This window comes from Catonella massiliensis (assembly GCF_016651435.1).
Taxonomy (GTDB): domain Bacteria; phylum Bacillota; class Clostridia; order Lachnospirales; family Lachnospiraceae; genus Catonella; species Catonella massiliensis.
Window position 1 is genome coordinate 2,949,807 of the sequence record NZ_JAEPRJ010000001.1, and the last position, 25,184, is coordinate 2,974,990.

Below are 25,184 nucleotides of genomic sequence, written 5' to 3' on the forward strand. Positions count from 1 at the left end.
GGAGTGGTGGGCATGGAAGAAGTGATAGTAAAGGTGGAGGATTTGACCATAGCCTACCACGACAAGCCTGTGCTAAAGGATTGTGATATAGATATAATGGCAGGATCGATTACAGCCGTTATTGGACCAAACGGTGCCGGTAAGTCCACCTTGATAAAGGGAATATTGGGACTTCAAAATAAGCTTGCAGGTGAGATTCTTATCTTGGGAGAGCCCATTAAAAAGGTTCAGAAGAAAATAGCCTATATTCCGCAGACTTCTGAGGTAAACTGGGACTTTCCGACCACTGTTATGGATGTGGTGCTAATGGGCAGATATGTACACCTAGGCTGGTTTAGACATCCCGGAAGGGAGGATAGGAAAAAGGCAGAGGCTGCGCTAAAAAGAATAGGCATGTATGACTATAGGGACAGACAGATATCAAAGCTCTCAGGAGGACAGAGGCAGAGAGTATTTATAGCAAGGTTAATAGCACAGGAGGCGGATATTTACTTTATGGACGAGCCTCTTGCGGGCATAGATAAGGTTACGGAGAAGGTAATCATAGATTTTATTAAAGAAGAGCAGAAAAAGGGGAAAACTGCAGTAATAGTCCACCACGACCTCGCCACCATAAGGGAATATTTTGACCATGTTGTAATTATCAACAAAAAGGTAGTAGCCACGGGCAGGGTTAGTGAGGCGTTTACAAATGAAAACTTAGAAAAGGCGATGATGAAAAATGCTTAACATGGACATACTTACAAGCTATTCATTTATCATAGTTGGCAGCGGGACTTTTTTGCTTGCAGCCATAGCAGGGGCTGTGGGCTGTATTACAGTACTTAAGGGACAGTCTCTGATAGGAGATGCCATAGGACATGCTGCATTTCCGGGTATAATCCTGTCTTTTATGCTTTTTATGCAGAGGGAGCCTGTGCTTTTAACGCTGGGAGCAGTAGCCTCCGGCGCTACAGCCTTCATGCTCATCCAGGTCATAAAGGAGAATTCAAAGCTTAAATTAGATGCGATACTTGCAGTAGTTTTATCGTCATTTTTTGGAGTGGGAATGGTGCTAAAAAGCTACATTCAGGGTAACAGCAATTATAAAGATGCTGCTCAGTCGGGGCTTTCAAGCTATATCTTTGGACAGGCAGCATATATAATGAAAGATGATGTGAAGCTCATAGTGTATATTGGTGTTCCTACTTTGCTTTTGCTTGTTTTATTTTATAAAGAAATCAAGCTGTTTTTATTTGATGAAATATATGCAAAGACCATAGGAATAAGAACGGTTTTGCTGTATGGGATAATTCTTATAATGACAATGGGAATAATAGCCGCAGGGCTTAAGCTTGTTGGTGCGATCCTCATATCATCACTGCTTATAATACCCGCAATTACAGCTCTTCAATGGAGTGAAAAATTCAGTCGGGTACTTATAATAGCGGGTGTGGTTGGCGGAGTATCAGCACTTATCGGAACTTATATTTCAACGGCTTTTAACGGAATGAGCACAGGTGCAACCATAATACTCATAATGGGAAGCTTTGCAATCATTTCTCTTGTAACAGGGCCGCATGGGATGATAAAGAACCTTAGGATGAGGAGGCATGGAGGAAATGATTGAGTCATTAATATCTTACTTTGCCATATCCTACGAGTCTTACTTTGTACTTCTTACAACTGCCGCAGCCTGTGCGGTGTTAAGTCCGTTTTTGGTCTTAAGGAAGCTTTCAATGGTTTCAGATGCCATTTCGCATTCTGTTTTACTGGGCATAGTTATTGCATTTTTCATAGTAAAGGATGTGGGTTCTCCGTTTTTAATAGTGGGAGCGGCGATATTTGGCGTGATTACAGTATTTGCGGTAGAATTACTTTCGGGAACAGGACTTGTAAAAAATGATGATGCGGTTGGTATAGTCTTCCCGATGTTTTTTGCCCTTGCAGTAGTTCTGATTACGAAATTTGCAAGGAATGTACATCTGGATACAGACGTAGTGCTGATGGGAGAGGTCATCATTGCGCCGTTAAACAGGATAGAATTTATGGGAATCGACCTCTCTAAGGCATTTGTACAGATGGGAATATTGCTTGTGGTAAACTTGCTCTTTGTCATAATTTTCTTTAAGGAACTTAAGGTAACTACCTTTGACAGAGGGTTTGCAAAGCTTGCAGGGTTTTCTTCGGGAACTTTATTTTATGCACTGATGACTCTTTCATCGCTTACAGCGGTTACAGCCTTTGATGCGGTTGGGGCTATTTTAGTGGTTTCGTTTTTGATTACTCCGGGGGCGGCAGCCTATCTTGTAAGCAAAGATTTGAAGGTGATGATAACCATATCTGTTGGCTATGCGGTTATCAATTCTAGTATAGGCTATGTGCTTTCGCTTCTTATGAATGTATCTATGTCGGGAATGACGGCAGCAGTCGCAGGAGTTACATTTTTGCTTACCTTTTTGTTTAATAGAGAGGGGCTGATTACTGCTATATTTATAAGGCTTAAGAGAAAGAGTGAGTTAAAATCCGAACTTTTCCTTACCCATATAGGTAACCATTCAGGCAAAAAGGAGGAAAGAGAGGAGCTGGGCTTAGATTCAATCAGAGACCATCTTAAGTGGAAACAGGCTGAGGTTGATAAGACAGCAGGAAGACTTATAAATAATGGGTTAATAAGAATAGATACAGATAAGAATATTTATGATTTGACTGAGAGAGGCAGGGAGAAGTTTGTAGAGATTGGGGAATAAATCCTACGGAATATAACACAAAGCCTAATTAAATCAATTGAAAAACTATCACTATAGTGATATAATCAAAGCAACCGCAAAAAGGGGGTTAAAAGATGGAAGATTATATCACTATTTTTCATGGTTCAGAGAAAATTATCGAGCATCCAATATGGGGTGAAGGCAGGAAGAATAATGACTTTGGGATAGGCTTTTATTGTACTGAAAGTCTTGAACTGGCAAAAGAATGGGCAGTATCATCTTTACGCGATGGGTTTGCCAATAAATACACACTTGATACCAAATATCTAAATATATTGAATTTAAATAGTTCTGCTTACACTATACTTAACTGGATTGCTGTGTTAGTGGAGCATCGCTTATTTTCAATTACAACGCCTGTCGCAAGAAAGGCAAAAAGCTATCTTGTTGAAAAGTTTGGCGTAAATGTCAATGCCTTTGATATTATTAGGGGCTATCGTGCGGATGATTCATATTTTGACTATGCAGAGTCGTTTATCAATAATGCTATTTCTGTCGAACAGCTTGCACAGGCTATGAAGCTTGGCAAATTAGGAGAGCAGATTGTTATCAAATCAAAGTATGCATTTACAAAGCTAAAGTACAAAGGTTTTGAGGTTGCAGAACAGGGAAAATATTATGTACATCGCAAATCGAGAAATGATGAGGCTAATAGGCAGTATTTTGAAATGTTGGATAAAGAAAGCGACGGACTATATATTCAGGATATTATAAGAGGAGGCATAACAAATGACAATCCATGCATACCAAGAAATATATCTGAGTAAAGCACAGTCAGTACTTGGGACTGCTTTTGATTACGCTGTAAACGATTGTGGAATATTAGGTGATGACTTTGTAAAACTATTTGCAACAAGTTCTGTAAGCAGACATATTGAAAATGGGGAAGCATCCAGTATAGTGGGCAAAAGCGGCATTGAAATTGTGAGAGAAATTGTATTTGAGACTAAAGGAGAAATACTTGAGGTAGAGGCTAAAGAGTCCTATGGACGTAGTGAGGAGTACTGGATTGGCTGGGTTGTAGCCTATTATCAATGGTATACAAACAGGAAATTTAGCGAAATATTAAGAGCTGTGTCATTTGAAGATTTACAGAGAATGTACCATACCTTACATGAGGCAGACATAACAAAATCAGCTGAAATTATAGACGAGAGGGTGAAGAGCTTTTTTCCTGAAACAAACTTAAAACGGTTTCGTAAAACCTATGGTTGTTCTCAATCAAAATTATCCAAGCTCTCAGGTGTTAGCCTTCGTTCAATTCAAATGTATGAGCAACGCAATAAAGATATAAACAAAGCAAGTCTTGAAACAGCTTACCGCCTTGCTAAAGTCTTCGGCTGTGAGGTAGAGGATTTGATTGAGAGATAAATAAGCCCTCCGGGTATTCGGAGGGCTATTAAAGTAAAACCATATTTAGCGGAGTTTACTTCTTTTTATACCCTACAGCAAAGCGGGTAAGCCTGCCTGTTGCAAAGGTTATGGTTTTTGTTTTAGAGCTATAAACTGCCTTTGATACTTTTTTAACATTACCCTTTTTGTCAATGTAATATATGAGTAAATTTTCAGTTTTTTCTGATTTGCCAAGCTTGTAAGGGATGGATACTGTCACATATCCCTTACCGAGATTGGTTATTTTTGTGCCGTATTTTCCTGAAATACTGATATCATATACAGGGTGGCTGCCTATAAGCTTCTTTGTCTTAGAGGAAAGTCCTACGGTATTATTGCCTGTTACCTTTATATTTATATCTTCCTCTGTCTGCTTGCTAATCGCTTTAATTGCCTTTGCTTCAAAGCTAAGCCTTACCTTGTTGCCGATAATGTTAAGCGCTTTAACACCTGATTTAACAATGTCACTAAGGTCAGACTTTGAAAAAGAAGCAACCTTTTTTGAGATGCTTATAACATCAGTGCCTTCGGTAGAAGAGGCTGTATTGTCCTTGCTTTCTACTTCTTTTACGCTTGTATCATCAGGCTTAGAGGTCTCAACTTTCTTGCTATCAGCCTCGGTATCAGCACCACCGGTAAAGCCGCCACCACCTGCAAAGCCGCCACCTGCAAAGCCGCCACCTGCAAAGCCACCACCGGCAAAGCCACCACCGGCAAAGCCACCGCCACTAGAAGAATCGCCACCGGCAAAGCCGCCACCTACAAAGCCACCGCCACTAGAAGAATCGCCCCCAGCGAAGCCGCCACCGGAAGAGCCTCCAACCTCACCGGCAGAGGAGCCGCCCACTGAACCATTATTTTCGCCTGTAGGACTGCCTGTACCGGCATTTACACCGGGTCTAAATATAGGAGTGTAAGGTCTTTGTACATCCGTGTTTGCAGGGCCTGCATTTACGGTCACTGTGACCTCGCCTGAGGCCAGGTTCAGGCCACTAGCCTTATATCTTACCTTGTATTCTCCGCTTGAAAGTCCTGTAACTTCTTTTCCGGGACTTGCCAGCCAAGTGCTGCCGCCACTCTTTTGGTATTCCATCTGACGGTTTAGATAGAGGATTTTACCGTCATTGTTATTTGTGCTGCAGTTAACTGCTCTTAGATTTATAGGCTCTCTGGTATTGATGGGACGAATAAACTGGGGCTCTGAATCCAGTCTGCCATCCACTGTGCTTTTTCTAACGATAGCTATGGGAGTCTTATAAATTGTTGTAACATTAACAGGAGAAGTGGAGGTTATATCGTGCCAGATACCGTCTCCCACACTGTATTTAAGCCCGGGCTCTACACCTACAAGCCTGCCCTCCTTAAGCCCTGTAGCTTCAAAGCCAACATCGGGTGTAGCCTCCTTAGCTACGCTTATATGAACAGTCTTTTCGCTGTTTGAGATGTTATATCCTCTTTTACTTACTGATACAGTAAGGTCAGTATCATTTCTTGATAAAAGCTCCCCTAATTTAAGCTCGTAAATGCCTGCTCCTGTTTTTTTGATATCTGTAATATGGGCGTCACCAATTTTTACATTGAAAGGGGTAAGCTCTCCTATATCTTCACTAAAAGTAAGCTCTAAGCCCGTAGTGGTACCACCCGCAGCATTTATAGGCCTGATTCCCGTAAGCTCGGCGTTTACTGAAGGAACCGCCTTTATAAAGCCTACATTAAAGCCGTAATGATGATAACTGCCACTTGTATTTTTAATATCATTTAACTCTTTTAAGGTCGCCTGGCTCCCTGCTATTCTCCTTATCGCACCATGAATCTCATAGTCAGGGACTGAGGCAGGTACAGCTATTTTTACCGTAGTATATGACTGATTTGTAGCATTAATCTGGTCTCTTATAATCTTATCGATATCATCCTTTGTCTCTGCAAATATGCCCTGCTTTTTGTAAGCGTAGTAGAGATATTTACTTCCATCTACCTCTGGTCCGCCTGCAAGAGAATACCCTGTTTCGTGGTCTCTTGATATCATATCAGTATTTATCAAAAAGTATTTATAGTTCTTGTCTTCTGCCCAAGGGGTATCGTCCCAGGTGAGGTCAATGTAGTACCACTCTCCATCAAGCTTCACCCTTACCCACTCGTGCAGCACAGGATTAGAGCCTTTGGTCATGGCTACTATTGTATGGCATTCAACATTCAGGTTATTAAGAATCATGGCAAGGGACTGGGCATAGCCCTGACACACTGCCTTTCCCTCAATCAAAGCGCCGTAGGCAAAGCTTCTGATATGAGGATTGGAATACTCTATGTGGTCTATGAGATAGTCGTGGACAGCCATTACCTTGTCTACATCGCTCAAATGCCTGAACTTATCAGCTATTTCAACTACTTTTTTGGAAAGAGCGGTTTCTCCTGCCTGATTTACCACTACAACACATCTGTAAAGGGCATCTCCATACTTTGCCCAATACTCGGTGGTTCCAGCCTTTTTGGCGGTCACAAGTCCGTCACTTGTTATAGAGCAGGCACCATCCTGGAGATTGTAGCTTTCGGCAGTAAATAGCTCATCATAAGGAATCCTTGTCTTTACAAACCATTCCACACCGTGTACTGCTTCACCGTTTGTTCTTTTAAGCTCAAGCTTAAAGGTATCGCCCACATCTAGGGTGATTTCATGCTCATTTATAAGGATATCCTCGTCCTCAGCCTGAGTATAAGCCCATAGACTGCATATTTTCTCGTGAAGAGTCTGAAGCTTGCTGTCTGAGAGAGAGGCGAGAGCATTTCTATAATTATTATTATGACCGGAGGTAGCTGCATAAGCCGGGTAAGTGCCGGTCTGTATAAGCAATCCTGTTGCAAGTAAACCACAGCAAATTCCTCTTGCTGAGAGAGTAAATAATTTCTGGTTCTTATTATTTAACATTTTTCCGTCCTTCCTTCAATGACTATCTGTTAATAATGTCGGTTATATCGGCTGATTTGTTGAGTAGTGTATGACTTATAATACAAAGGGTTACATAAATGTATTTGCTAGAAAGACAAAAACTCAAAAAGTAACCAGTCAAACTATAGTGTATCACAGTTTTTCTCTTTTGTCATTAAAAAATGTAAATTTACAAAGGATCTCATATACATTTAGAGTCCATATCATTGAATTAAAAGCGTTGTTAGGTTAAAATAGTATACGATATTGAAAGTCATTGATTATTTTACATGATATGGAGGTATGATGGTGGATAAAATAAAGACAATAGAAAGTAAGAGTAAGACCAGAAACGGCATCAAGAGAATGAGCTTTATTGCTTTGTCAATTCTGTTTGAGATAGGACTTATACTGATGCTTATAAACTTTCTCTACATGGACTATGTGCTGGTAGAGATTATAATTAGAATTATTACCATACCTTTAGGCTTATATATATACAGTGGACATAAGACGGCTTCTATGAAAATGCCTTGGATACTGCTTATACTGGCTACTCATGTTGTGGGAGTAACCCTTTTCCTGCTTGTCGGCTTAAATGGCGGTACGAAGAAGATGAGAGAGCGTTATAAGAAGGTGGATGAGCAGATATTTCCACTTTTACCTGAGAATAGGCATGTATTAGATAAACTTGAAGAGAGTGACCCCAATGCCTACGGTATTTCAGCTTACTTAAGTAAGTACTCGCACTATCCCGTATATGAAAATACTGATGTAACCTACTATGACAGGGCTGAAGATGGGCTTGAGGCACAGCTTGAGGCACTTAAACAGGCGGAGAAATTTATCTTTATGGAATACTTTGCCATACAGAATACAGTTGCCTGGGGAAGAATAGAAGAGATACTTGTGGAGAAGGCTGGGAAGGGCGTGGAAATCAGAGTGTATTACGATGATGTAGGCTCTGTGAGCTTTGTAAATAGAGACTTTGCAAAAAGGCTTAAGTCGCTTGGGATTAACTGCAGGGTGTTTAATCCGTTTATGCCCGGTATCAATGTGTTCTTAAATAACAGAGACCATAGAAAGATGACTATAGTAGATGGAAAGGTTGGATTTACGGGCGGTTATAACCTTGCAGATGAGTATTTCAACCTAACCCATCCTTATGGAATGTGGAAGGATACAGGAATAAGGCTTGAGGGAGATGCTGTTAAGTCTCTTACAATATCATTCTTAGAGATGTGGAATGCAGTAAAGCGCTCGGACAAGGATGATGTTGACATTGAAAAATACCTTCCAAGGACTGACTATGTGGCAAAGAGTAAGGCCTTTGTACAGCCTTATGCTGATATCCCGATAGACAAAGAACAGGTGGGAGAAAATGTATATATAAGCATGGCAAATAAGGCGGAGCAATACTGCTACTTTATGACTCCTTACCTGATAATTACAGATGAGATGAGCCAGGCAATTTCCCTTGCGGCCAAGCGTGGAGTGGATGTGAGGATAGTAACTCCCGGCATACCTGATAAAAAGCTGGTATATAAGGTAACCCGCTCTTTCTACAACGGTCTTGCAAGAAATGGAGTGAGGATATACGAGTGGACTCCGGGGTTTAGCCATGCGAAGATGAATGTGGTAGATGATAAAATGGCTGTCTGCGGCACTATAAACCTGGACTATAGAAGCCTTTACCATCATTTTGAAAATGCCTGCTTTATAGTAGATGAGGGTATCGCAACTGAAATGAGAGAGGACTTTGAGAAGACATTTAGGCAGTGCGGAGAGGTGACAGAAGAATACAGCACAGGTAAAAGATCGGTAATAAGGCTTGGACAGCTCTTCTTAAGGCTGTTTGCATCATTATTGTAGTGAAAGGAAGACCATGGAAAAACATAAGATTATAAAGATATTTTGGATAATACTCGGCTTTATTGGCTTTGGTATAGGTACGGTGGGAGTTGTAGTTCCCCTCTTACCTTCATTTCCGTTTTATATGTTAACTCTCTTTGCATTTGCAAAAAGCTCGGATAGGCTTCATCAGTGGTTTATATCAACCAATCTTTACAAGAAAAACCTTGAAAGCTTTGTAAAGAAAGAAGGAATGACAGTTAAAACCAAGATCAGGATTATTGTCAGCGTTACACTGGTAATGGGATTTGGCTTTATTATGATGAAAAATGTGCCTATTGGCAGGATAGTACTCGCTATAGTGTGGGTCTGCCATGTGGTTTACTTTATATTTGGGGTAAAGAACTACACCGAGGGGGAGAATCCACCCGGTATAGAGAGTGAGGGAGAGGAAAATGATTAAAAAGAGACTGATAGGACTATTGTCACACGCCGGGAAGCACATTATTTATCATATATTGTTGCAGATTCTGTCGTTAATTGCTCAGATAGTCCTTGTATTTACACTTGCCAATGTGCTTGAAGACGCTGTAGGAGGTGCACTTGACAGGAATGCTGTCCTTATAGCAATCATTACCTTTGTAGTAGTGTATATAATAAGAGTTACCTGTGAAGAGCTTGAAGCAAAGGAGTCCTACCTTGCAAGCGTAGATGTGAAGAGGATAATAAGGGAGAAAATCTATGACAAGCTCCTTAGACTTGGTGCAGGGTACAGGGAAAAGGTGTCTACCTCTCAGGTAGTTCAGCTTAGCTCAGAGGGAGTGGAGCAGCTTGAAACCTACTTTGGCAGGTACCTTCCACAGTTTGCCTACAGTATGTCAGCACCGCTTATTCTCTTTGTGGTGCTTGCCATCAAGGTAAACTTTGCAGTCAGCCTCGTACTCCTTCTTCTTGTACCACTCATTCCTGTTTCAATAGTGGCGGTTATGAAGATAGCAGGAAAGCTCTTTAAGAAATACTGGGGAGTGTATTCTGAGCTTGGAGATACATTTTTGGAGAATCTACAGGGACTTACCACCTCCAAAATATACAGGGCAGACGAGAGAAAAGCTGCAGAAATGGACGTGGAGGCATCTCATTTTAGGAAGATAACAATGAAGGTCCTTACCATGCAGCTAATCTCGACAACTGTTATGGATGTTATGGCTTATGGCGGGGCAGCAGTAGGTATGTTAGTAGGCATAGGGTATTTTCTTAAGGGAGAGATAAGCCTTGCAGGCATGCTTACGGTGATTCTCCTTGCATCAGAGTTCTTCCTTCCTCTTAGAATACTAGGTTCGTATTTCCATATAGCTATGAACGGGATGTCAGCTTCCGACAAGATATTTGAGCTTCTTGATACCGATGAGGGAGAGAAGGGAAGCGAAGAGTTAGATGAGGGCGTTCCTGTAATAAGCCTCTATGATGTGGGCTTTAGGTATGAAGAAGAAAGAAATATATTAAAAAAAGTAAACCTGCTCTTTCCTAAGGGAAGCTTTACATCCATTGTTGGTGAGTCGGGCTGCGGCAAGAGTACGGTTGTAGGTATAATTTCAGGGAGAAATAAGGGCTACACCGGCAGTATAAAGATAGGCAGTAAGGAGCTTAGGGAAGTAGATGAGACTTACCTTCTTAAAAAGGTAACCCTAGTTAAGTCAAATGGCTATATTTTTAAGGGAACTGTTGAGGAAAACCTTAGAATGGCTGACAAGGATGCCACACCTGAAAGACTATGGGAGGTTCTAAGAAAGGTAAGGCTTGATACGCTTTTTGAGGAGAGAGACGGACTTGATACAAGGATTAGTGAAAAGGCAGGCAATCTCTCAGGCGGTCAGGCTCAAAGACTGGCACTTGCAAGGGCATTGCTCTCTAAGTCTGAGGTCATGATATTTGACGAGGTTACATCAAATATAGATGCTGAAAGCGAAGAGATGATAATGGAGGTTATAAAGAGCCTTGCAGGCAAGAAAACCGTAATTATGATTTCTCACAGACTTTACAATGTAATAGAGTCTGACAATATCTATATGATGGAGAAGGGTGAGATAGCTGAAAGCGGTACGCATGAGGAACTGTTGGCAAAGGACGGCAAGTATGCAAAGCTATTTAACTCACAGACTGCCCTTGAAGCCTATGCAAAGAAGAAGGAGCTTAAGCCTAATATCAGAAAGGCTGTAGTGGCTGATAGCGTAGAACACAGTGAAGAAATAGAGTATACAGAACCAAATGTAGAAGAAAGAAGAAGCGGACTTGCTATTATGGGCAGGCTTATAGTCCTTATAAAGCCACTTTTGCATATAATGGCTGTTGCTATTTTGCTTGGAGTAGCCGGCTATCTCTGTGCCATCTCACTTACCATACTTGGAGCGAAGGCGCTTAGCCTTGCTACAGGAGGCTTCCTCACTGGCGCTGTGGATTATCTCTCTAAAAATGCGGGAGTTAGTGCGGAAGTAAGCAAGATAATGACAGCTATGGTACTTGTGGCTGTATTTAGAGGGGTATTCCACTACATCGAGCAGTATTGCAATCATTTCATAGCGTTTAAGCTACTTGCGGTTATCAGACATAAGATATTTGAGGCACTTAGGAAGCTCTGCCCTGCTAAGCTTGAGGGCAGGGACAAGGGTAACCTCATTTCTATAATAACTACTGATATTGAGCTTTTGGAGGTTTTCTATGCCCATACAATATCTCCGATAGCCATTGCAGCCATCGTATCTCTTATAATGACGGTGTTTATAGGCAGTTATTCGGTAGTAGCAGGTGTATTTGCACTCATAGCCTATGTGGTAATAGGTGCCATCATCCCTGTCGTTAATGGCAGAAGGGGAAGTGCCCTTGGAATGAAGTTTAGAAACTCTGTGGGAGAGCTGTCTAGCTTTGTACTTGGTGAGCTTCGTGGTATAGATGAGACCATTCAATATGGTGCGGGAGAGAAGAAGAAAAAGGCAATTTATAAAAAGTCGGTGAAACTTGCTAAGATACAGGAAGAGCTGGCTGAGGCAGAGGGAAGACAGCGCAGCTTTACCAATGGAGCAATACAGTTATTCTCTTATGGAATGTTATTCTTAACTCTCATTCTCTATAGTAATGGAGTGATAAGCTTTGAAGCTGTGGTGATATCAACTATTGCTATGATGAGTTCCTTTGGACCTGTTGTAGCGCTTTCATCCCTTTCCAATAATCTGAATCAGACCCTTGCAAGTGGAGAGCGTGTGCTTGCCTTACTTGAGGAAGAGCCTGAGGTTGCCGAAGTTAAAAAGGGCAAGAATGGGGTGTCTCTTAAGGAGTTCTCGGGAGTAAGGGCAAAGAATGTAGATTTCTCTTATGGTGACAAGACTATCCTTGAAGACTTCACTTTGGAGATAAAGAAGGGCAGGATATTAGGCATACACGGAGCAAGCGGTTCAGGTAAGTCTACCTTCCTTAAGCTTCTTATGAGGTTCTGGGAGACTGATGGTGGTGAGATTCTCATTTCAGGGAAGGATATAAAGAAGATAGTTACTGAAGATCTTAGAAAGCTTGAGGGCTATGTGACTCAGGAAACCCACCTTTTCACAGGTACTATAGCTGAAAATATCGCACTTGGTAAGCCGGATGCCACACTTAGTGAAATAAGGGAGGCTGCAAGGGCAGCTTCAATAGATGAGTTTATTTCGGGGCTTCCAAATGGCTACGATACCTTGGTGGGCGAGCTTGGAGATACCCTTTCAAGTGGAGAAAAGCAAAGACTTGGTATAGCGAGGGCATTCCTTTACAATGCGCCTTTCATTCTCTTAGATGAGCCAACCAGCAATCTGGACTCTCTAAATGAGGGAATTATATTGAAGGCTCTAAAGGAGAGGAGCAATGGCAGAACCATCCTCCTTGTCTCACACAGGGATTCTACTATGAATATTGTGGATGAAATGGTGGAGATGGGGTAAAGAGTCTGAACTGCCGTCTCTTTAGATTAGAATTTTAATGCTTTTAAATAGATTAAAACATAAATATCTTAATCAGACTACATTTATTAGGAAGATTAACATAATTATTATTTAATATATAGGATAAAGGAATTGATAAAATGAATAATAAAGCGTTGAAAGTATTTTTGGAAATAGGATATATTGGAGTAATGGGTATTTTTTTGATTCTTACTTCATATCATAAATTAAGCAGTGGACACTATATCGTTATGTATTTTTTTAATGTTTTTTGTATACAGTTAATGGAAATGTTTGAAACAAGAATGAGTAATTTTTTGATATATAAATTCGGGATTTCAAGTTTTATATTATTATTTGTTTCTTTTATTTATCTACAAGATGTAGATAGCTATTTCGCACATATTCTATTATTAATAATGGTTTTATTGCTACTAAGCAATTGGCATTTTATATTGGATAATAAGATTTATCGTACTTACAATATAGTTATCTCTATAGTGGTTACAATTTATTCGCTGGTGGGGTATATTATATTCTCATCAAAAAATGAATTATTAGAGTGGTATTTGTTTATATCTGTTTTAGCTGTAATGTTTATTCCGATTATATATTTTATGATACATTACAGAAGAATAACAAACTACATGGAATACAAAAAGAACATAATAACATTTCTGATTGTATCGTGGCTTTTTTCTGGAGTCTTGTATATAAAAATGGGATTATTAGATAGTAGCTATTCGGCAGTAAGACTATTTTTAATTATCAGTTGTTTCCAGTATTCTATTCAAAATATTTTTTTGAGTTATTACGCTGGAATTGTTTTTAGAATAAAAAAATATTTGATGGGTTTATTGGTTGCTGGCATCTTAGTATTTCTTACAAATTTTTATTATCTTCAGATATTGCTCTTATTAACAGTTAATTTTGTTTATGTTATTGTGAACTATACGAAATTTGGAATACATTCAAAAGAAAAAATTAAAAATACATATTTGATGAGGATTAGTCATCTGAGTAATGAATTAAAATATAATAAGGACATAGCAGATTATCTACATGATTCGATCCTACAAGATATTATTTATTTGAAGAAATCTATGGATGATGAGAATGTATCCAAAGAAGAAGTTTCTGAGATATTATCTAATATCATAAATGAGTTAAGATTAAAGCTTGATAATTTGACGCCTTCTATATATTTAGATAAATCGTTATATGAAAATTTATGTTTAAATATTGAGCAGATAAAAAATCGTCATTTTGATAAAAAAATTGTTTTAGATCTATTTTGTGATGAGAAAGCTTATTTAGAAAACCCATATGATGAATTGCTGCTAAGAGTGGTTAAGGAACTGGTAAATAACATCTATAAGCATACGGAATCTAATTTTGCCGAAATAAAAATATGTATAGAAAAATCTATTCTTAGCATTGAAGCGTTTAATGATGAGGGATTCTTGGATGAGAACTTGTTATATGAAAATAACAGGTTTTCCGGGCTAATTGGAATTTATAAGACAGTTCAAATGATAGGAGGAAAGATTATGGTAGAGAACAATGAAGGGGTTACTATAATAATAAACATTCCATTAAAGGGGGGAGATATCATTGAAAATTCTATTAATAGAAGATCATAGGCTTTTGTCTGAAAGCTTAAAAAACTCTTTGTTAAGATATTCCGATATTCAATGTGTTGAAACTGTTGATTATAAGACTACTGAAAGAGATATAATTAGCAAGATATTGAGTAATAGTTTTGATTTGCTCTTAATAGACATCAATATAAAAAAAATACTGGATATAGATGGTCTTGAATTGTGCAGAAATATTTTGAAGGAAAAACCCGATTGTAAAATTATAATTTTGACCGGATATGATTATTATGCATTTGAAAAGGAGGCTAAAAAGAGCGGAGCGGTTGGATTTCTTAATAAGGATATTGGAACAGATAAGTTATACAACATTATAAAAGAAATAATAAAAGGCAAAAGACATTTTAAAATAAGTGAAGATAAGTTAACTGATTTAACTGACAAGGAATTAGAGATTATAAACTTATATGCTCAAGGATTTACAAGAAATGAGGTTGCTTCAAAATTATTTATTTCATTAAGAACATTAGCGAATCATTTGAATATAATTTATGATAAGCTTGATGTGAAAAACTATCAAGAAATGCTTAGAAAAGCAACGCTGCTTGGCTATATTAAAAAAAATATCTTTTAAACTTTGCACATTAGTACCAATACTTTTGATTTATACAAAGATATACTGTTATTATCCTGAAAATAGTATAACGAATAGATCGAAAGATGGTTACTGAGTGAGTTTTGTGGTTTATTAATCCATCTTCGATTTGAAGGTGGTTTTTTTATGTATTTAATAGGTTATTCTATTTTTACAAAATCAAAGACCATAAACAAGGAGGAGGTTTAGATGGAGTTAAATTTAACCAATGTAACTAAAAAGTATGGTAAGTATGAGGCGATTAGCAATCAGAGTCTTATTTTGAAAAACGGTGTGTATGGACTATTAGGAATTAATGGTGCAGGTAAAACGACATTAATGAATATGATTTGTACTCTAAGTAAACCGAGTGGTGGAAGCATTATGTTTAACGGAAAAGATATCTATAAGCTTGATGGAAAATACAGAGAAATACTTGGATACTTACCTCAAAATTTTGGATATTATCCGGACTTGAATATCTTTGATTATATGAGGTATATTGCTTGTTTAAAAGGAATAGAGACTGATTTAGCAGAAAAAAGAATTGATTATTTAATAAAAAAAGTTGGGCTCGAGAAAGAAATAAAGAAGAAAATGAGAAGCTTATCAGGTGGTATGTTAAGGCGTGTAGGGATTGCTCAAGCGATGATTAATGATCCTAAAGTGTTGGTTTTAGATGAGCCTACAGCAGGGTTGGATCCAAATGAACGAATCAGATTTAGAAATTTGATTAGTGAAATTGCACGAGATAAAATTGTCCTCTTATCTACACATATCGTTTCGGATGTTGAACACATAGCAGAAGAAGTAATAATGATTAATAAAGGGAAAATTTTTTTGCAAGGACAACCTATGCAAATAATATCATCTTTGGATACAAAAGCATGGACTTGTAATATTCATAGGGATAAAGTTGATTTTTACTTAAAAAATTTTCTTGTCGTCAGTTCTAAATCTACTTCAAATGGAGTAGAACTACGAATTATTTCCAAAGAAACTCCTATATCAGGTGCTAAGGAAGAAGAAAAAACTCTTGAAGATGCTTTCTTATATTATTTTGGAAGAGAAGGAGAAATATTATGATGACTAAATTAGAAATAAAAAAAGTATTTAACAATAGAAAAAATCGTTTACTAATTATAGCGGCTTTTTTAGGTGCTATAGTTTTTAGTATATTTGCCATAGATAGTTTCAGATTTGTTGATTCTAATGATAACATCAAAAAAGGTATATCTTCCCCACGTTTATTAATAGAAGAAAAAAATAAATGGAAGGGGGAAATAACATCGGATACTCTTTCTGAAATTGTTAAATCATATAAGAATGGGGAATGGCAATCAACGGATGATATTATTTTCAGAGCAAGTAAAATGTTAAAAGGTAATCTGGAAGAAAATTTTAGCGGGAATGAAATAGCAAAGGCAACTTCTGATGAGATATCATCAATTTATGAGATTTATAGAAAGAATTTGGATTTAGAAAGCAAAGATAACGGAGATACTATTGAAAAGATAGATTTTTTACAGAAACAATATAAAAAAATAAAGACACCATTCTATTATGAAGCAGCGGATTCTTGGGAAACGATGTTTTTATATGCAACAACTTATAGTTTAATATTAATTATTATTACAAGTTTTTTGACATCAGGGATATTTTCCGATGAGTTTAAGAACAATATATACCTTGTATTGTTTTCTACCAAATATGGAAAAAGTAAATGTGTCAAATGTAAAATCTATGCAGGATTAATTGTTACAAGTTTAGTTTATTGGATCGGCATAAGCTTATTATCAATTATATGTTTTGGAGTAATGGGAACAAGCGGCGCATCAACCTTATACCAAGTATACAGTCCTTTTTCAATGTATGTAGTTAGTATGAGAGGGTTATATATGATTATTGTTTTATCCGGATATGTAGCTTGTTTGCTATCAGGAGCAGTATCCATGTTGATTGCGACTGTTTTCAAAAGCTCAAGTCTTGCTATTGGTTTATCGTTTGTCTTGTTTTTTGTATCTCCATTCATTGGGCGAGCATTACCTTTTAAAACATTCTTTAGTCTGACTCCGGATCAATTGACAAACGTAATGAATAGTGTTCGTATTCCGTATATATATCAGATTGGAAATATAGTGTTTAAACAAATTCCTTTTATTTTTGTTTTTTATACTTGCGTTTCGATTTTAATATTACCGTTGATATATATAAAATATAAAAATTCAATGAATACAATAATGAATAAATGATTACTGTAAGTAGAAATACAATTTATAAAAGAAATATTATGAAGTATGATATGAGCAAAAGGTCGAGAGCGTGTGCTTGCCTTACTTGAGGAGGAACCTGAGGTTGTTGAGGTTAAAAAGGGTAAGAACGGGGTGTCTCTTAAGGAGTTTTCGGGAGTAAAGGCAAAGAATGTAGATTTCTCTTATGGTGATAAGATTATCCTTGAAGACTTCACTTTGGAGATAAAGAAGGGCAGGATATTAGGCATACACGGAGCAAGCGGTTCAGGTAAGTCTACCTTCCTTAAGCTTCTTATGAGGTTCTGGGAGACTGATGGTGGTGAGATTCTCATTTCAGGGAAGGATATAAAGAAGATAGTTACTGAGGATCTAAGAAAGCTTGAGGGCTATGTGACTCAGGAAACCCACCTTTTCACAGGTACTATAGCTGAAAATATCGCACTTGGTAAGCCTGATGCCACGCTTAGTGAAATAAGGGAGGCTGCAAGGGCAGCTTCAATAGATGAGTTTATTTTGGGGCTTCCAAAGGGCTATGATACTAAGGTAGGCGAGCTTGGAGATACCCTTTCAAGTGGAGAAAAGCAAAGACTTGGTATTGCGAGGGCATTCCTTTACAATGCGCCTTTCATCCTCTTAGATGAGCCAACCAGCAATCTGGATTCATTAAATGAGGGAATCATATTGAAGGCTCTAAAGGAGAGGAGCAAGGGCAGAACCATTCTCCTTGTTTCACACAGGGATTCCACTATGAATATTGTGGATGAAATGGTGGAGATGGGGTAAAGAATATGGACTAAACCTGATTAAAGATAACTATTAGAGAGTAGACCAAGGGTTACGCCCTAAGATAAGGCGTAACCCTTGGTTAAGTCTGGTAAGCTAGAGCATCGCAAAAACAAAAGAGAAGGAAATAGCCTCTAAAGGTACATTGTAAAAATGGGGTATTTGGCATATAATAAGCGTATGATTTAGTTAAGAGTTTATATAACTTGAGAAGGGAAACGCTTATGAAGGTCAGTGAGATTATTAAGAAGCCTGTAGTGGAGGCGAAGTATCTGAATGTGGACAATTCAGACAGATACCGCCCCATTATCAGGCTCTTTTATTTAAATTATGAGAAATTGAAATATTGGTTATATCAGGAAGAGGTTTTTGAGGAACTAAAAGAAGATGCATACTTTGCAGAATACAACATAGAACAGTGTAAGCAGGACTTAAAGACTCTTACTGAATGGGGCAACCTTCTGGCTATGCAGGATACAAGAAGGGCAGCAACTCTGGAGGAATTCGCCAATAAAAAATTCCGTTATCAGCTATCCGAGACAGCAGTAGAAATAGAGCGAATGATAATAAGGATAGAGAATCTCTTCATAGAAAGCTCTTCCTTAGAGCCGAGCCTCCTTGAGAGAATAAGGATGAGCCTGGCAAGTCTTCCTTCGATGTTAGAGGAAAATGATGAGAAGCTGTATTCGTACTGGAATGATTTAAACAATGACTTTAAGAGGCTTAATCAGAATTATCAGGACTATATGAGGGAGCTAAACAGTGTGAAGGCTGAAAACCTTATGCGTACAAAGGAATTCTTGGTGTTTAAGGACAGATTGATTGAATATCTGAGGAGTTTTGTAAAGGGACTTCAGACAAATGTAGGGATTATTGAGGCTATCATCAAGGGTTTTGAGGAAACAATGGTAGAGTCGCTTATAAACAGGATATTTCAGTATGAGTTATCTATCCCAAGGCTTGAAACTGTTGTGGATGTGGAGATAATTCTTGATAATATAAAGGGAAGATTTAATAGTATAAAAGACTGGTTTGTAAGTGATGGCAGCAAGGAGTCCGAGGTAGTTAAGGTCTTTGATACAACCAATGAGATAATCCGCAAAATAACAGGTTATGCAGCGAGGATAAGCGAGAGCGGAGGCAGCAGTGCCAACAGGAGGGAAGAATACAAAAAGCTGGCAGAGATATTTTATGAATGTGAGGATATAAATGAAGCTCACTGCTTTGCAGGACTTGTCTTTGGTACAGAGACAGTACTCCACTTAAAGGGAATAGGAGAAAGGCAGACAGAGAGCATAAACAGCGGAGTATATGAAGAAAAGGCTTCTATAAAAACTGTTATACCTAGGGTTAGGACTTATAGGGAAAAAGCAAAAAGAAGCGGAATTAAGGATAACTATAAGGAAAAAGAAGAACTTAGGCTTGCAACCATAGAAAAGCTTGCAGCTGAAAGAGAACTCTTAACAAGCTATATAAAAGACGGGAAGCTTGTATTTAAGGATTTACCTGAGATAACTCCTTTTGTGAGGGATGTATTCTTAACTTGGATATCAAAGGCCTTGGAAAATAAAGATGGCAGGGGTAAGACTGAAGAGGGTAAAAGATTCAGGCTTATATATCCTGTTAAGGATGAAATGTGTGAGATTAAAAGTGAAGACGGAGTGTTGTACATGCCGTCTTATGAAATTATATTTGAGGATGAAATAGATGAAGGCGTTGGAAGTATTGCTTAGTAAAAGATGGATATTAAAGTCAAAGGACAGGGAGCTGTATTATTCTGTAAGAGATGAGCTGCCTAAGTTTAAGCAGTTTTTGATAGAGAAGCTTGGATTTCAGGTGATTGTCAATCCATATCTTATAAAGCTTGAGAAAATCCCCGCTGTAGCTGAAAGCTGGATGGGAATAAGAGAATTTGGCGACAAGATGGAATATGTGATTTTCCTGACTACCCTTATGTTTTTAGAAGAAAAGGATATGGGAGAGCAGTTTGTCCTTTCAGAGCTTACAGAATACATACAGACAACAGTAGAGGTGGAGCAGATTGACTGGACAGTCTACAGGAGTAGAAAGTATCTTGTCAAAGTTATGAAGTATCTGGTCTCATCAGGAATATTAGAGCTTAACGATGGCAATGAAGAAGACTTTGCTAAGGATGGGGTAAGTGAAGTGCTATATGAAAATACGGGAGCATCCAGGTATTTTGTAAGGAATTTCACTAAGGACATATCAAACTTCAAGTCCATATCTGAATTTGAAGAGGGAGACTTTATAGATACCAACGAAGACAGGGGAATAGTGCGCAGGCAGAGAGTCTACAGAAAGCTGTTGCTCTCGCCCGGGCTTTATAGGAATGAAGAGACGGAAGAGGATTTTAACTATATAAGAAATTTCAGGGGGATAATAGCAGATGACTTTGAGGGACTGTTTGACTGTAGTCTTCATTTACATAAATCAAGCGCCTACCTGGTGTTAAACGAGGGTTCAAGACTAGGGAGGTCATTTCCTGAGGACAATACTTTGTCTGATATAGTACTCCTTGTAAATGACCTGATCCTTAAGAGAATAGATGAAAATAAACTTAAACCGGGTATAGATGAGAGCATTATTTTATCGCTAGAAAGCTTTGATGAATTGATTGAGGAAACGAAGAGGCTGTATGGAAGCGGATTTGCAAAGACCTACAGAGATATGACAACTAAGGAAATGTGCACTGTGACAGCAGAGTATATGAAGGAGCTTCAATTTGTAGAATATATTGGTGGCGATGTAAGAATCAATCCAATCGTAGGTAAGGTGGCAGGAAGATATCCAAAGGATTACTTAGCAACAGATGCGTAGACGGACACTGTATAGATATAGTAAAAAGCAGCAGTTATAAGTGAAGAGGTTTGCACTCTTAGCAATAAGTTTGGTGTAGCTGTGTGGAATAGGAAAAGTAAGGAGAGGCAGATGAATAGCAACTGGAAGATAAACAGGGTAGGTCTTGTGGATTTTTGGTATTATGATGACGAGGAATTTGTGTTTGATGATGGGAGGATGCTCCTTAGGGGAGCGAATGGCTCAGGTAAGTCTGTAACCATGCAGAGCCTCATCCCCCTGCTTTTAGACGGAAATATGAGGCCTGAGAGGCTTGATGCCTTTGGTACAAAGGCAAGGAAAATGGAGAACTATCTTCTTGAAGAGGATGATGACAGACAAGAGCGAACAGGTTACCTCTATATGGAGCTTAAAAGAGAAGAAAATGAAGAGTATGCTTCATTTGGCATAGGTATAAGGGCAAGAAGAAATAAATCCTTAGAGTCGTGGTATTTTCAGATTACTGACAGCAGAAGGATAGGGAAAGATATACTTTTGTACAAGGAAATGGATGGCAAGATTACCCTTTCAAAGACTGAGCTTAAGAACAAGTTAGCAGAGGGTGGAAGGGTGATGGAGAGCCAGAGTGAGTACTTGACTGCGGTAAATAAGACACTTTTTGGGTTTGAAAATGAAGATGAATATAAGGAACTTATCGATATACTTATAAGGCTTAGAGCGCCAAAGCTGTCTAAAGACCTCAAGCCCACCCTTATAAGTGAGATACTTAGCGGTTCTTTGCAGCCTCTTTCAGATGACGACTTAAAGCCTATGTCAGATGCAATTGAGAAGATGGATGAGACTAAGCTAAATCTTGAGAATCTGCAGGATAGCCTCGCTTCGGCGAAGCAGATAGAAAAAGTATATAAGCTATATAACGAAGTTGTGCTTTTTAACAAGGCAGGCTTTCTTTTGGAAGCGGAAGGTGATTACAAGAAACTTAAAAAAGAAGAAACAGAGAGTCAAAAGAGGCTTGAAGACGTAAAAAGGGAGATTGAATCAAAAGATACTGTGTTAAAAGAGCTTGAGAGTGAAGAAAACAGATTAAAGGAAGAGAAGAACTCCTTAGGAAGTGAAGAGATAGTAAAGCTTAAGGAAAATGAAGGAAGACTTGAAGGCAAAGCTCTGTCTTTGGAAGATACCATAAAGGATAAAGAAAAGAGGGAAGAGGATAAGAAGGAAAGACAGAGAAGCTTACAAAAGGAGATTAGAGAAGACAAAGACGAGGCGGAATCCTTGTGGGAGGCCTGTGAGTCTATCCTTAATGAGATGGATAATGAGCTTGAGTCAGTACCTTTTGATGATTTTGCTTTTATGAGGGAGGAGCTTGAAAAGAATAAAAATGAAAAATATTCTTTTGAGCCTCACACCAAGACCTTCGAGGACTATGCGTCCAAGGCAAAGGAAGGAAAGAGGCTTCTTGAAGAGGAGGCAAAACAAAGTGATAAATATGACAGAGTCCTAAAAGTCTTTGATGAATATAAGAGTAAGCAGGATGATTTAGAAAAGACCGAGAGGCAGTGTGAGACACTCTTACATGACGAAAAACAAAGGCTTACGGAAGAGGTATATGCCTGGGAAAAGGGGAATGTAGAGCTACATGTCGATACTGCACATTTACAGGGTATAGAAAGAGAAATAGAATACTATGACGAGAACAAGAATTATTATGATATAAAAAATATTCTAAAGCCCGCTTATGAAAGAGTTTATGGAGAAATCTTTGAGAAGAAGCTAAGAATAGATAATGAGACCCTTGCTCTGAAAGAAGAAATAAAAGGTAAGGAGTTAGAACTAGCAGAGTGGCAGAATAAAAAAGACCCTGAGCCATTAAGAGAGGAAAGTGTAATAAAAAATAGAGAAAAACTAAGGTCAGAGGGCATTGAATTCTTAAACTTTTATAAGACGGTGGACTTTGCAGCAAACCTTGCGGAAGACGAGAGAAACAGTCTTGAAGAGGCTCTGCTTGACATGGGAATCCTTGATGCTATCATAGTTTCGGGTAAGGACAGGGATAAGGTGCTAGCTTTTGACAAGGGACTTGGTGACAGGTACATTTTTGATGATGTCAAGGCTGTAAATGATAATATACTTAACAAATTTGAAATCGAGGAAGAGTACAATAATATTTTCTCAAATTTCAAGATAAATGCAGCTCTCTCAAGCATTTCCCTAAAGAAAACCGAAAACAGCGGAACTTGGATAGGTGAAAACGGAAGCTATGGACTGGGAGTAATAGAGGGAAAAACCACAGGAGAATATAAGGCAAGCTTCATAGGAGCACTTTCCAGAGAAAACTACAGGATTGAAAAAATAAATGAACTTGAGAATGATATTAGGAATTTACAGGAGGGAATAAGGCTTAAGGAAGAAAATCTTAGGATAATACAGGCGAGGGAGGAAGAGCTTAATAAGGAATGGGAGAGTTTTCCAAAGCCTGACAGTATGAATACAGCTCTTGGAGAATTAAATAAAGTAAGGGAAAGGCTTAAGGGGATACTAGAGGATATAGCAAGGCTTAAAACAGAGCTAGACAGTGAGAAAAAAGCTTTGGATGAAATAAGGCTTGCAGCCAGTGAAGCTTGTGGAAAATGCTATGTAAAGGCAAACCTTCGTCTGTTTGAAGAACTTAATACAGCGCTTGAGGAGTATAGAGTTCTACTTGTTAATCTATCTTCTTCGCACAAAGGATACCTTGCAAAGCTTGACTTGATATGCTCCAAGGAGACAAATCTTCTTGAGGTAGAAGAGTACCTTGACAATATACGCTATGAACTCTCTACAGACAGAGCCGAGCTTAAGGACGTAAGAGCAAGGCTTGATTCGGTAAGGGAGCAGTTAAAACTTACGGATTATGATAAGATAAAGGATAGGATTGACAGTATAGAAAAAAGGCTTAATGAGATACCACCGGTAAGAACGGAAGCCTCTATGACTCTTGGAAGAAGAAAGCAGGAAGAAGCTGATATCGAAAAGAGCCTTGAGGGATTTAAGCCACAGCTTGAGTCAAGACTAAAACATAGAGATGATATGGAAAGAGCCTTTAAGGATGAGTTAAAGCTAGGGCTTGTAGAGGTACTAGAGCTAAATGAAGAAGTGTTAAAGCTTGCAGAAAGGCTTAGACTAAGCCTAAGAGAGGCGGTGGGCGATACAAAGCAGGAAGATGTATTTGGGAGACTGCAGGAAACCTTCCATAAATACAGGGGAGGACTTACCAGATATAACGTAAATATGAAATATCTATTTACCGGGGAAGCTGTGGACTACGGAAGTGTTAAAAATGTGAAAAGGCTTGATATCTCTGCAAAATACAAGGGAAGCCAGGTAAAATTCGGTGGCCTTGTAAGTGCACTTGATGGTGAGGTCTTGGAGCTTGAAAACATCCTTAAAGAAAGTGACAGGGAAATCTATGAAGACATATTGATAGGGACTGTGGGTAGGAAGATAAGGGCAAAGATTCGTCTTGCAGAAAAATGGGTAGGAAAGATTAAGCTGTTGATGGAATCAATGGAAACCTCCAGTGGTTTAACCTTAAGCCTTGCTTGGAAGCCAAAGAAGGCGGAAAAGGAAGAGGAGCTTGGGACGAAGGTTCTGGTTGATATACTTATGAGGGATGAGGAGATACTTAGGCCTGAGGACTCCGCTAATCTGTCGGGGCATTTTCGCTCTAAGATAAATGAAGCAAAGAAGGCGACAGAAGAATCAGGCGGAATGAAGAGCTTTTATGCGGTAATAAGGGATATACTTGACTATAGAAAATGGTATGAGTTTACTTTGATGTATCAGAGGGCAGGAGAGAACAAGAAGGAGTTAACGGATAGGGTATTCTTTACCTTTAGTGGTGGAGAGAAGGCTATGGCTATGTATGTGCCGCTGTTCTCTGCTGTTGTTGCCAAGTACCAGGGAGCAAGGGAGGATGCGCCTAGACTCGTAGCACTGGATGAGGCCTTTGCAGGAGTTGACGAGACCAATATCAGGGATATGTTTAGGCTGATGTCGGAGTTTGAGTTCAACTTCGTGATTAACTCACAAAGTCTGTGGGGAGATTATGATACCGTTCCTGCTCTTGCTATCTATCAGCTTGTAAGGCCTGAAAATGCAAAGTATGTAACAGTTATCAGATACAGATGGAATGGAACAAGGAGAGAGCTGGTTGATGGTGTAAGTGAAAGGGGCTAAT

General features: G+C 38.6%; 16 protein-coding genes and 2 pseudogenes. 17 read left to right on the forward strand and 1 reads right to left on the reverse strand.

Annotated elements, in window-relative coordinates; genetic code table 11:
* Positions 1-12 precede the first annotated feature (12 nt).
* The 5 genes from JJN12_RS13255 (at position 13) to JJN12_RS13275 (ending at position 4,121) form a co-directional block, all read left to right on the forward strand.
* Entirely contained in the window at positions 13-729 is a 717-nt protein-coding gene (locus JJN12_RS13255; protein WP_208430130.1) for a metal ABC transporter ATP-binding protein, read from the forward strand.
* Entirely contained in the window at positions 722-1,609 is an 888-nt protein-coding gene (locus tag JJN12_RS13260; protein WP_208430131.1) for a metal ABC transporter permease, read from the forward strand. Before JJN12_RS13255 ends, JJN12_RS13260 begins: the two co-directional genes overlap by 8 nt.
* Positions 1,602-2,729 (forward strand): metal ABC transporter permease, encoded by a 1,128-nt coding sequence (locus tag JJN12_RS13265; protein ID WP_208430132.1) that lies wholly within the window; start codon positions 1,602-1,604, stop codon positions 2,727-2,729. The genes JJN12_RS13260 and JJN12_RS13265 overlap by 8 nt, the downstream gene beginning before the upstream one ends.
* A gap of 95 nt (positions 2,730-2,824) precedes the next feature.
* Positions 2,825-3,517, forward strand: a complete 693-nt coding sequence (locus JJN12_RS13270; protein WP_208430133.1) for a DUF3990 domain-containing protein — start codon at positions 2,825-2,827, stop codon at positions 3,515-3,517.
* Positions 3,480-4,121, forward strand: a complete 642-nt coding sequence (locus tag JJN12_RS13275; protein ID WP_208430134.1) for a helix-turn-helix transcriptional regulator — start codon at positions 3,480-3,482, stop codon at positions 4,119-4,121. The genes JJN12_RS13270 and JJN12_RS13275 overlap by 38 nt, the downstream gene beginning before the upstream one ends.
* A 55-nt stretch (positions 4,122-4,176) precedes the next feature.
* Here JJN12_RS13275 and JJN12_RS13280 read toward each other — a convergent pair whose 3' ends face one another.
* Positions 4,177-7,065 (reverse strand): transglutaminase domain-containing protein, encoded by a 2,889-nt coding sequence (locus JJN12_RS13280; RefSeq protein ID WP_208430135.1) that lies wholly within the window; start codon positions 7,063-7,065, stop codon positions 4,177-4,179.
* 306 nt (positions 7,066-7,371) lie between these two features.
* Here JJN12_RS13280 and cls point away from each other — a divergent pair, with 306 nt between their 5' ends.
* From cls to JJN12_RS13340, 12 genes and pseudogenes are all read left to right on the forward strand, one after another.
* Positions 7,372-8,937 carry a cardiolipin synthase gene (cls, locus tag JJN12_RS13285; protein ID WP_236013804.1) on the forward strand — a complete coding sequence of 522 codons (1,566 nt, stop codon included), beginning with the start codon at positions 7,372-7,374 and terminating at the stop codon, positions 8,935-8,937.
* Positions 8,938-8,950: 13 nt separating this feature from the next.
* Complete coding sequence (locus JJN12_RS13290) at positions 8,951-9,379, forward strand: YbaN family protein (protein ID WP_208430136.1); 429 nt, start codon at positions 8,951-8,953, stop codon at positions 9,377-9,379.
* Positions 9,372-10,850 (forward strand): annotated as a pseudogene (locus tag JJN12_RS14665) (ABC transporter ATP-binding protein/permease); the annotation flags it as partial. The gene JJN12_RS13290 and the pseudogene JJN12_RS14665, both read left to right, overlap by 8 nt.
* 363 nt (positions 10,851-11,213) lie before the next feature.
* Positions 11,214-12,881 (forward strand): amino acid ABC transporter ATP-binding/permease protein, encoded by a 1,668-nt coding sequence (locus JJN12_RS14670; RefSeq protein ID WP_208430413.1) that lies wholly within the window; start codon positions 11,214-11,216, stop codon positions 12,879-12,881.
* A 140-nt stretch (positions 12,882-13,021) separates the two neighbouring features.
* The gene (locus JJN12_RS13305) at positions 13,022-14,524 is read left to right on the forward strand and encodes a sensor histidine kinase (protein WP_208430137.1); all 1,503 of its coding nucleotides are present in this window, start codon (positions 13,022-13,024) and stop codon (positions 14,522-14,524) included.
* Entirely contained in the window at positions 14,496-15,113 is a 618-nt protein-coding gene (locus JJN12_RS13310) for a response regulator transcription factor (protein WP_208430138.1), read from the forward strand. Before JJN12_RS13305 ends, JJN12_RS13310 begins: the two co-directional genes overlap by 29 nt.
* Before the next feature lie 210 nt (positions 15,114-15,323).
* The gene (locus tag JJN12_RS13315; RefSeq protein WP_208430139.1) at positions 15,324-16,199 is read left to right on the forward strand and encodes an ABC transporter ATP-binding protein; all 876 of its coding nucleotides are present in this window, start codon (positions 15,324-15,326) and stop codon (positions 16,197-16,199) included.
* The gene (locus tag JJN12_RS13320; RefSeq protein ID WP_208430140.1) at positions 16,196-17,365 is read left to right on the forward strand and encodes an ABC transporter permease; all 1,170 of its coding nucleotides are present in this window, start codon (positions 16,196-16,198) and stop codon (positions 17,363-17,365) included. Before JJN12_RS13315 ends, JJN12_RS13320 begins: the two co-directional genes overlap by 4 nt.
* Before the next feature lie 66 nt (positions 17,366-17,431).
* Positions 17,432-18,148 (forward strand): annotated as a pseudogene (locus JJN12_RS13325) (ABC transporter ATP-binding protein); the annotation flags it as partial.
* A gap of 224 nt (positions 18,149-18,372) precedes the next feature.
* On the forward strand, positions 18,373-19,881 hold the full coding sequence (locus JJN12_RS13330; protein WP_208430142.1) for a TIGR02677 family protein: 1,509 nt from the start codon (positions 18,373-18,375) through the stop codon (positions 19,879-19,881).
* Positions 19,856-20,986, forward strand: a complete 1,131-nt coding sequence (locus JJN12_RS13335; RefSeq protein ID WP_208430143.1) for a TIGR02678 family protein — start codon at positions 19,856-19,858, stop codon at positions 20,984-20,986. Before JJN12_RS13330 ends, JJN12_RS13335 begins: the two co-directional genes overlap by 26 nt.
* 111 nt (positions 20,987-21,097) lie before the next feature.
* Positions 21,098-25,183 (forward strand): TIGR02680 family protein, encoded by a 4,086-nt coding sequence (locus JJN12_RS13340; RefSeq protein WP_208430144.1) that lies wholly within the window; start codon positions 21,098-21,100, stop codon positions 25,181-25,183.
* Position 25,184: the final 1 nt, after the last annotated feature.

Excerpts from the sequence above, each read along its gene's own strand:
- JJN12_RS14670 (WP_208430413.1), top strand. The coding sequence starts at position 11,214 with ATGGGCAGGCTTATAGTCCTTATAAAGCCACTTTTGCATATAATGGCT.
- cls (WP_236013804.1), top strand. The coding sequence starts at position 7,372 with ATGGTGGATAAAATAAAGACAATAGAAAGTAAGAGTAAGACCAGAAAC.
- JJN12_RS13275 (WP_208430134.1), top strand. The coding sequence starts at position 3,480 with ATGACAATCCATGCATACCAAGAAATATATCTGAGTAAAGCACAGTCA.
- JJN12_RS13290 (WP_208430136.1), top strand. The coding sequence starts at position 8,951 with ATGGAAAAACATAAGATTATAAAGATATTTTGGATAATACTCGGCTTT.
- JJN12_RS13315 (WP_208430139.1), top strand. The coding sequence starts at position 15,324 with ATGGAGTTAAATTTAACCAATGTAACTAAAAAGTATGGTAAGTATGAG.
- JJN12_RS13320 (WP_208430140.1), top strand. The coding sequence starts at position 16,196 with ATGATGACTAAATTAGAAATAAAAAAAGTATTTAACAATAGAAAAAAT.
- JJN12_RS13260 (WP_208430131.1), top strand. The coding sequence starts at position 722 with ATGCTTAACATGGACATACTTACAAGCTATTCATTTATCATAGTTGGC.
- JJN12_RS13305 (WP_208430137.1), top strand. The coding sequence starts at position 13,022 with ATGAATAATAAAGCGTTGAAAGTATTTTTGGAAATAGGATATATTGGA.
- JJN12_RS13270 (WP_208430133.1), top strand. The coding sequence starts at position 2,825 with ATGGAAGATTATATCACTATTTTTCATGGTTCAGAGAAAATTATCGAG.
- JJN12_RS13280 (WP_208430135.1), bottom strand. The coding sequence starts at position 7,065 with ATGTTAAATAATAAGAACCAGAAATTATTTACTCTCTCAGCAAGAGGA.
- JJN12_RS13335 (WP_208430143.1), top strand. The coding sequence starts at position 19,856 with ATGAAGGCGTTGGAAGTATTGCTTAGTAAAAGATGGATATTAAAGTCA.
- JJN12_RS13340 (WP_208430144.1), top strand. The coding sequence starts at position 21,098 with ATGAATAGCAACTGGAAGATAAACAGGGTAGGTCTTGTGGATTTTTGG.
- JJN12_RS13330 (WP_208430142.1), top strand. The coding sequence starts at position 18,373 with ATGAAGGTCAGTGAGATTATTAAGAAGCCTGTAGTGGAGGCGAAGTAT.
- JJN12_RS13255 (WP_208430130.1), top strand. The coding sequence starts at position 13 with ATGGAAGAAGTGATAGTAAAGGTGGAGGATTTGACCATAGCCTACCAC.
- JJN12_RS13265 (WP_208430132.1), top strand. The coding sequence starts at position 1,602 with ATGATTGAGTCATTAATATCTTACTTTGCCATATCCTACGAGTCTTAC.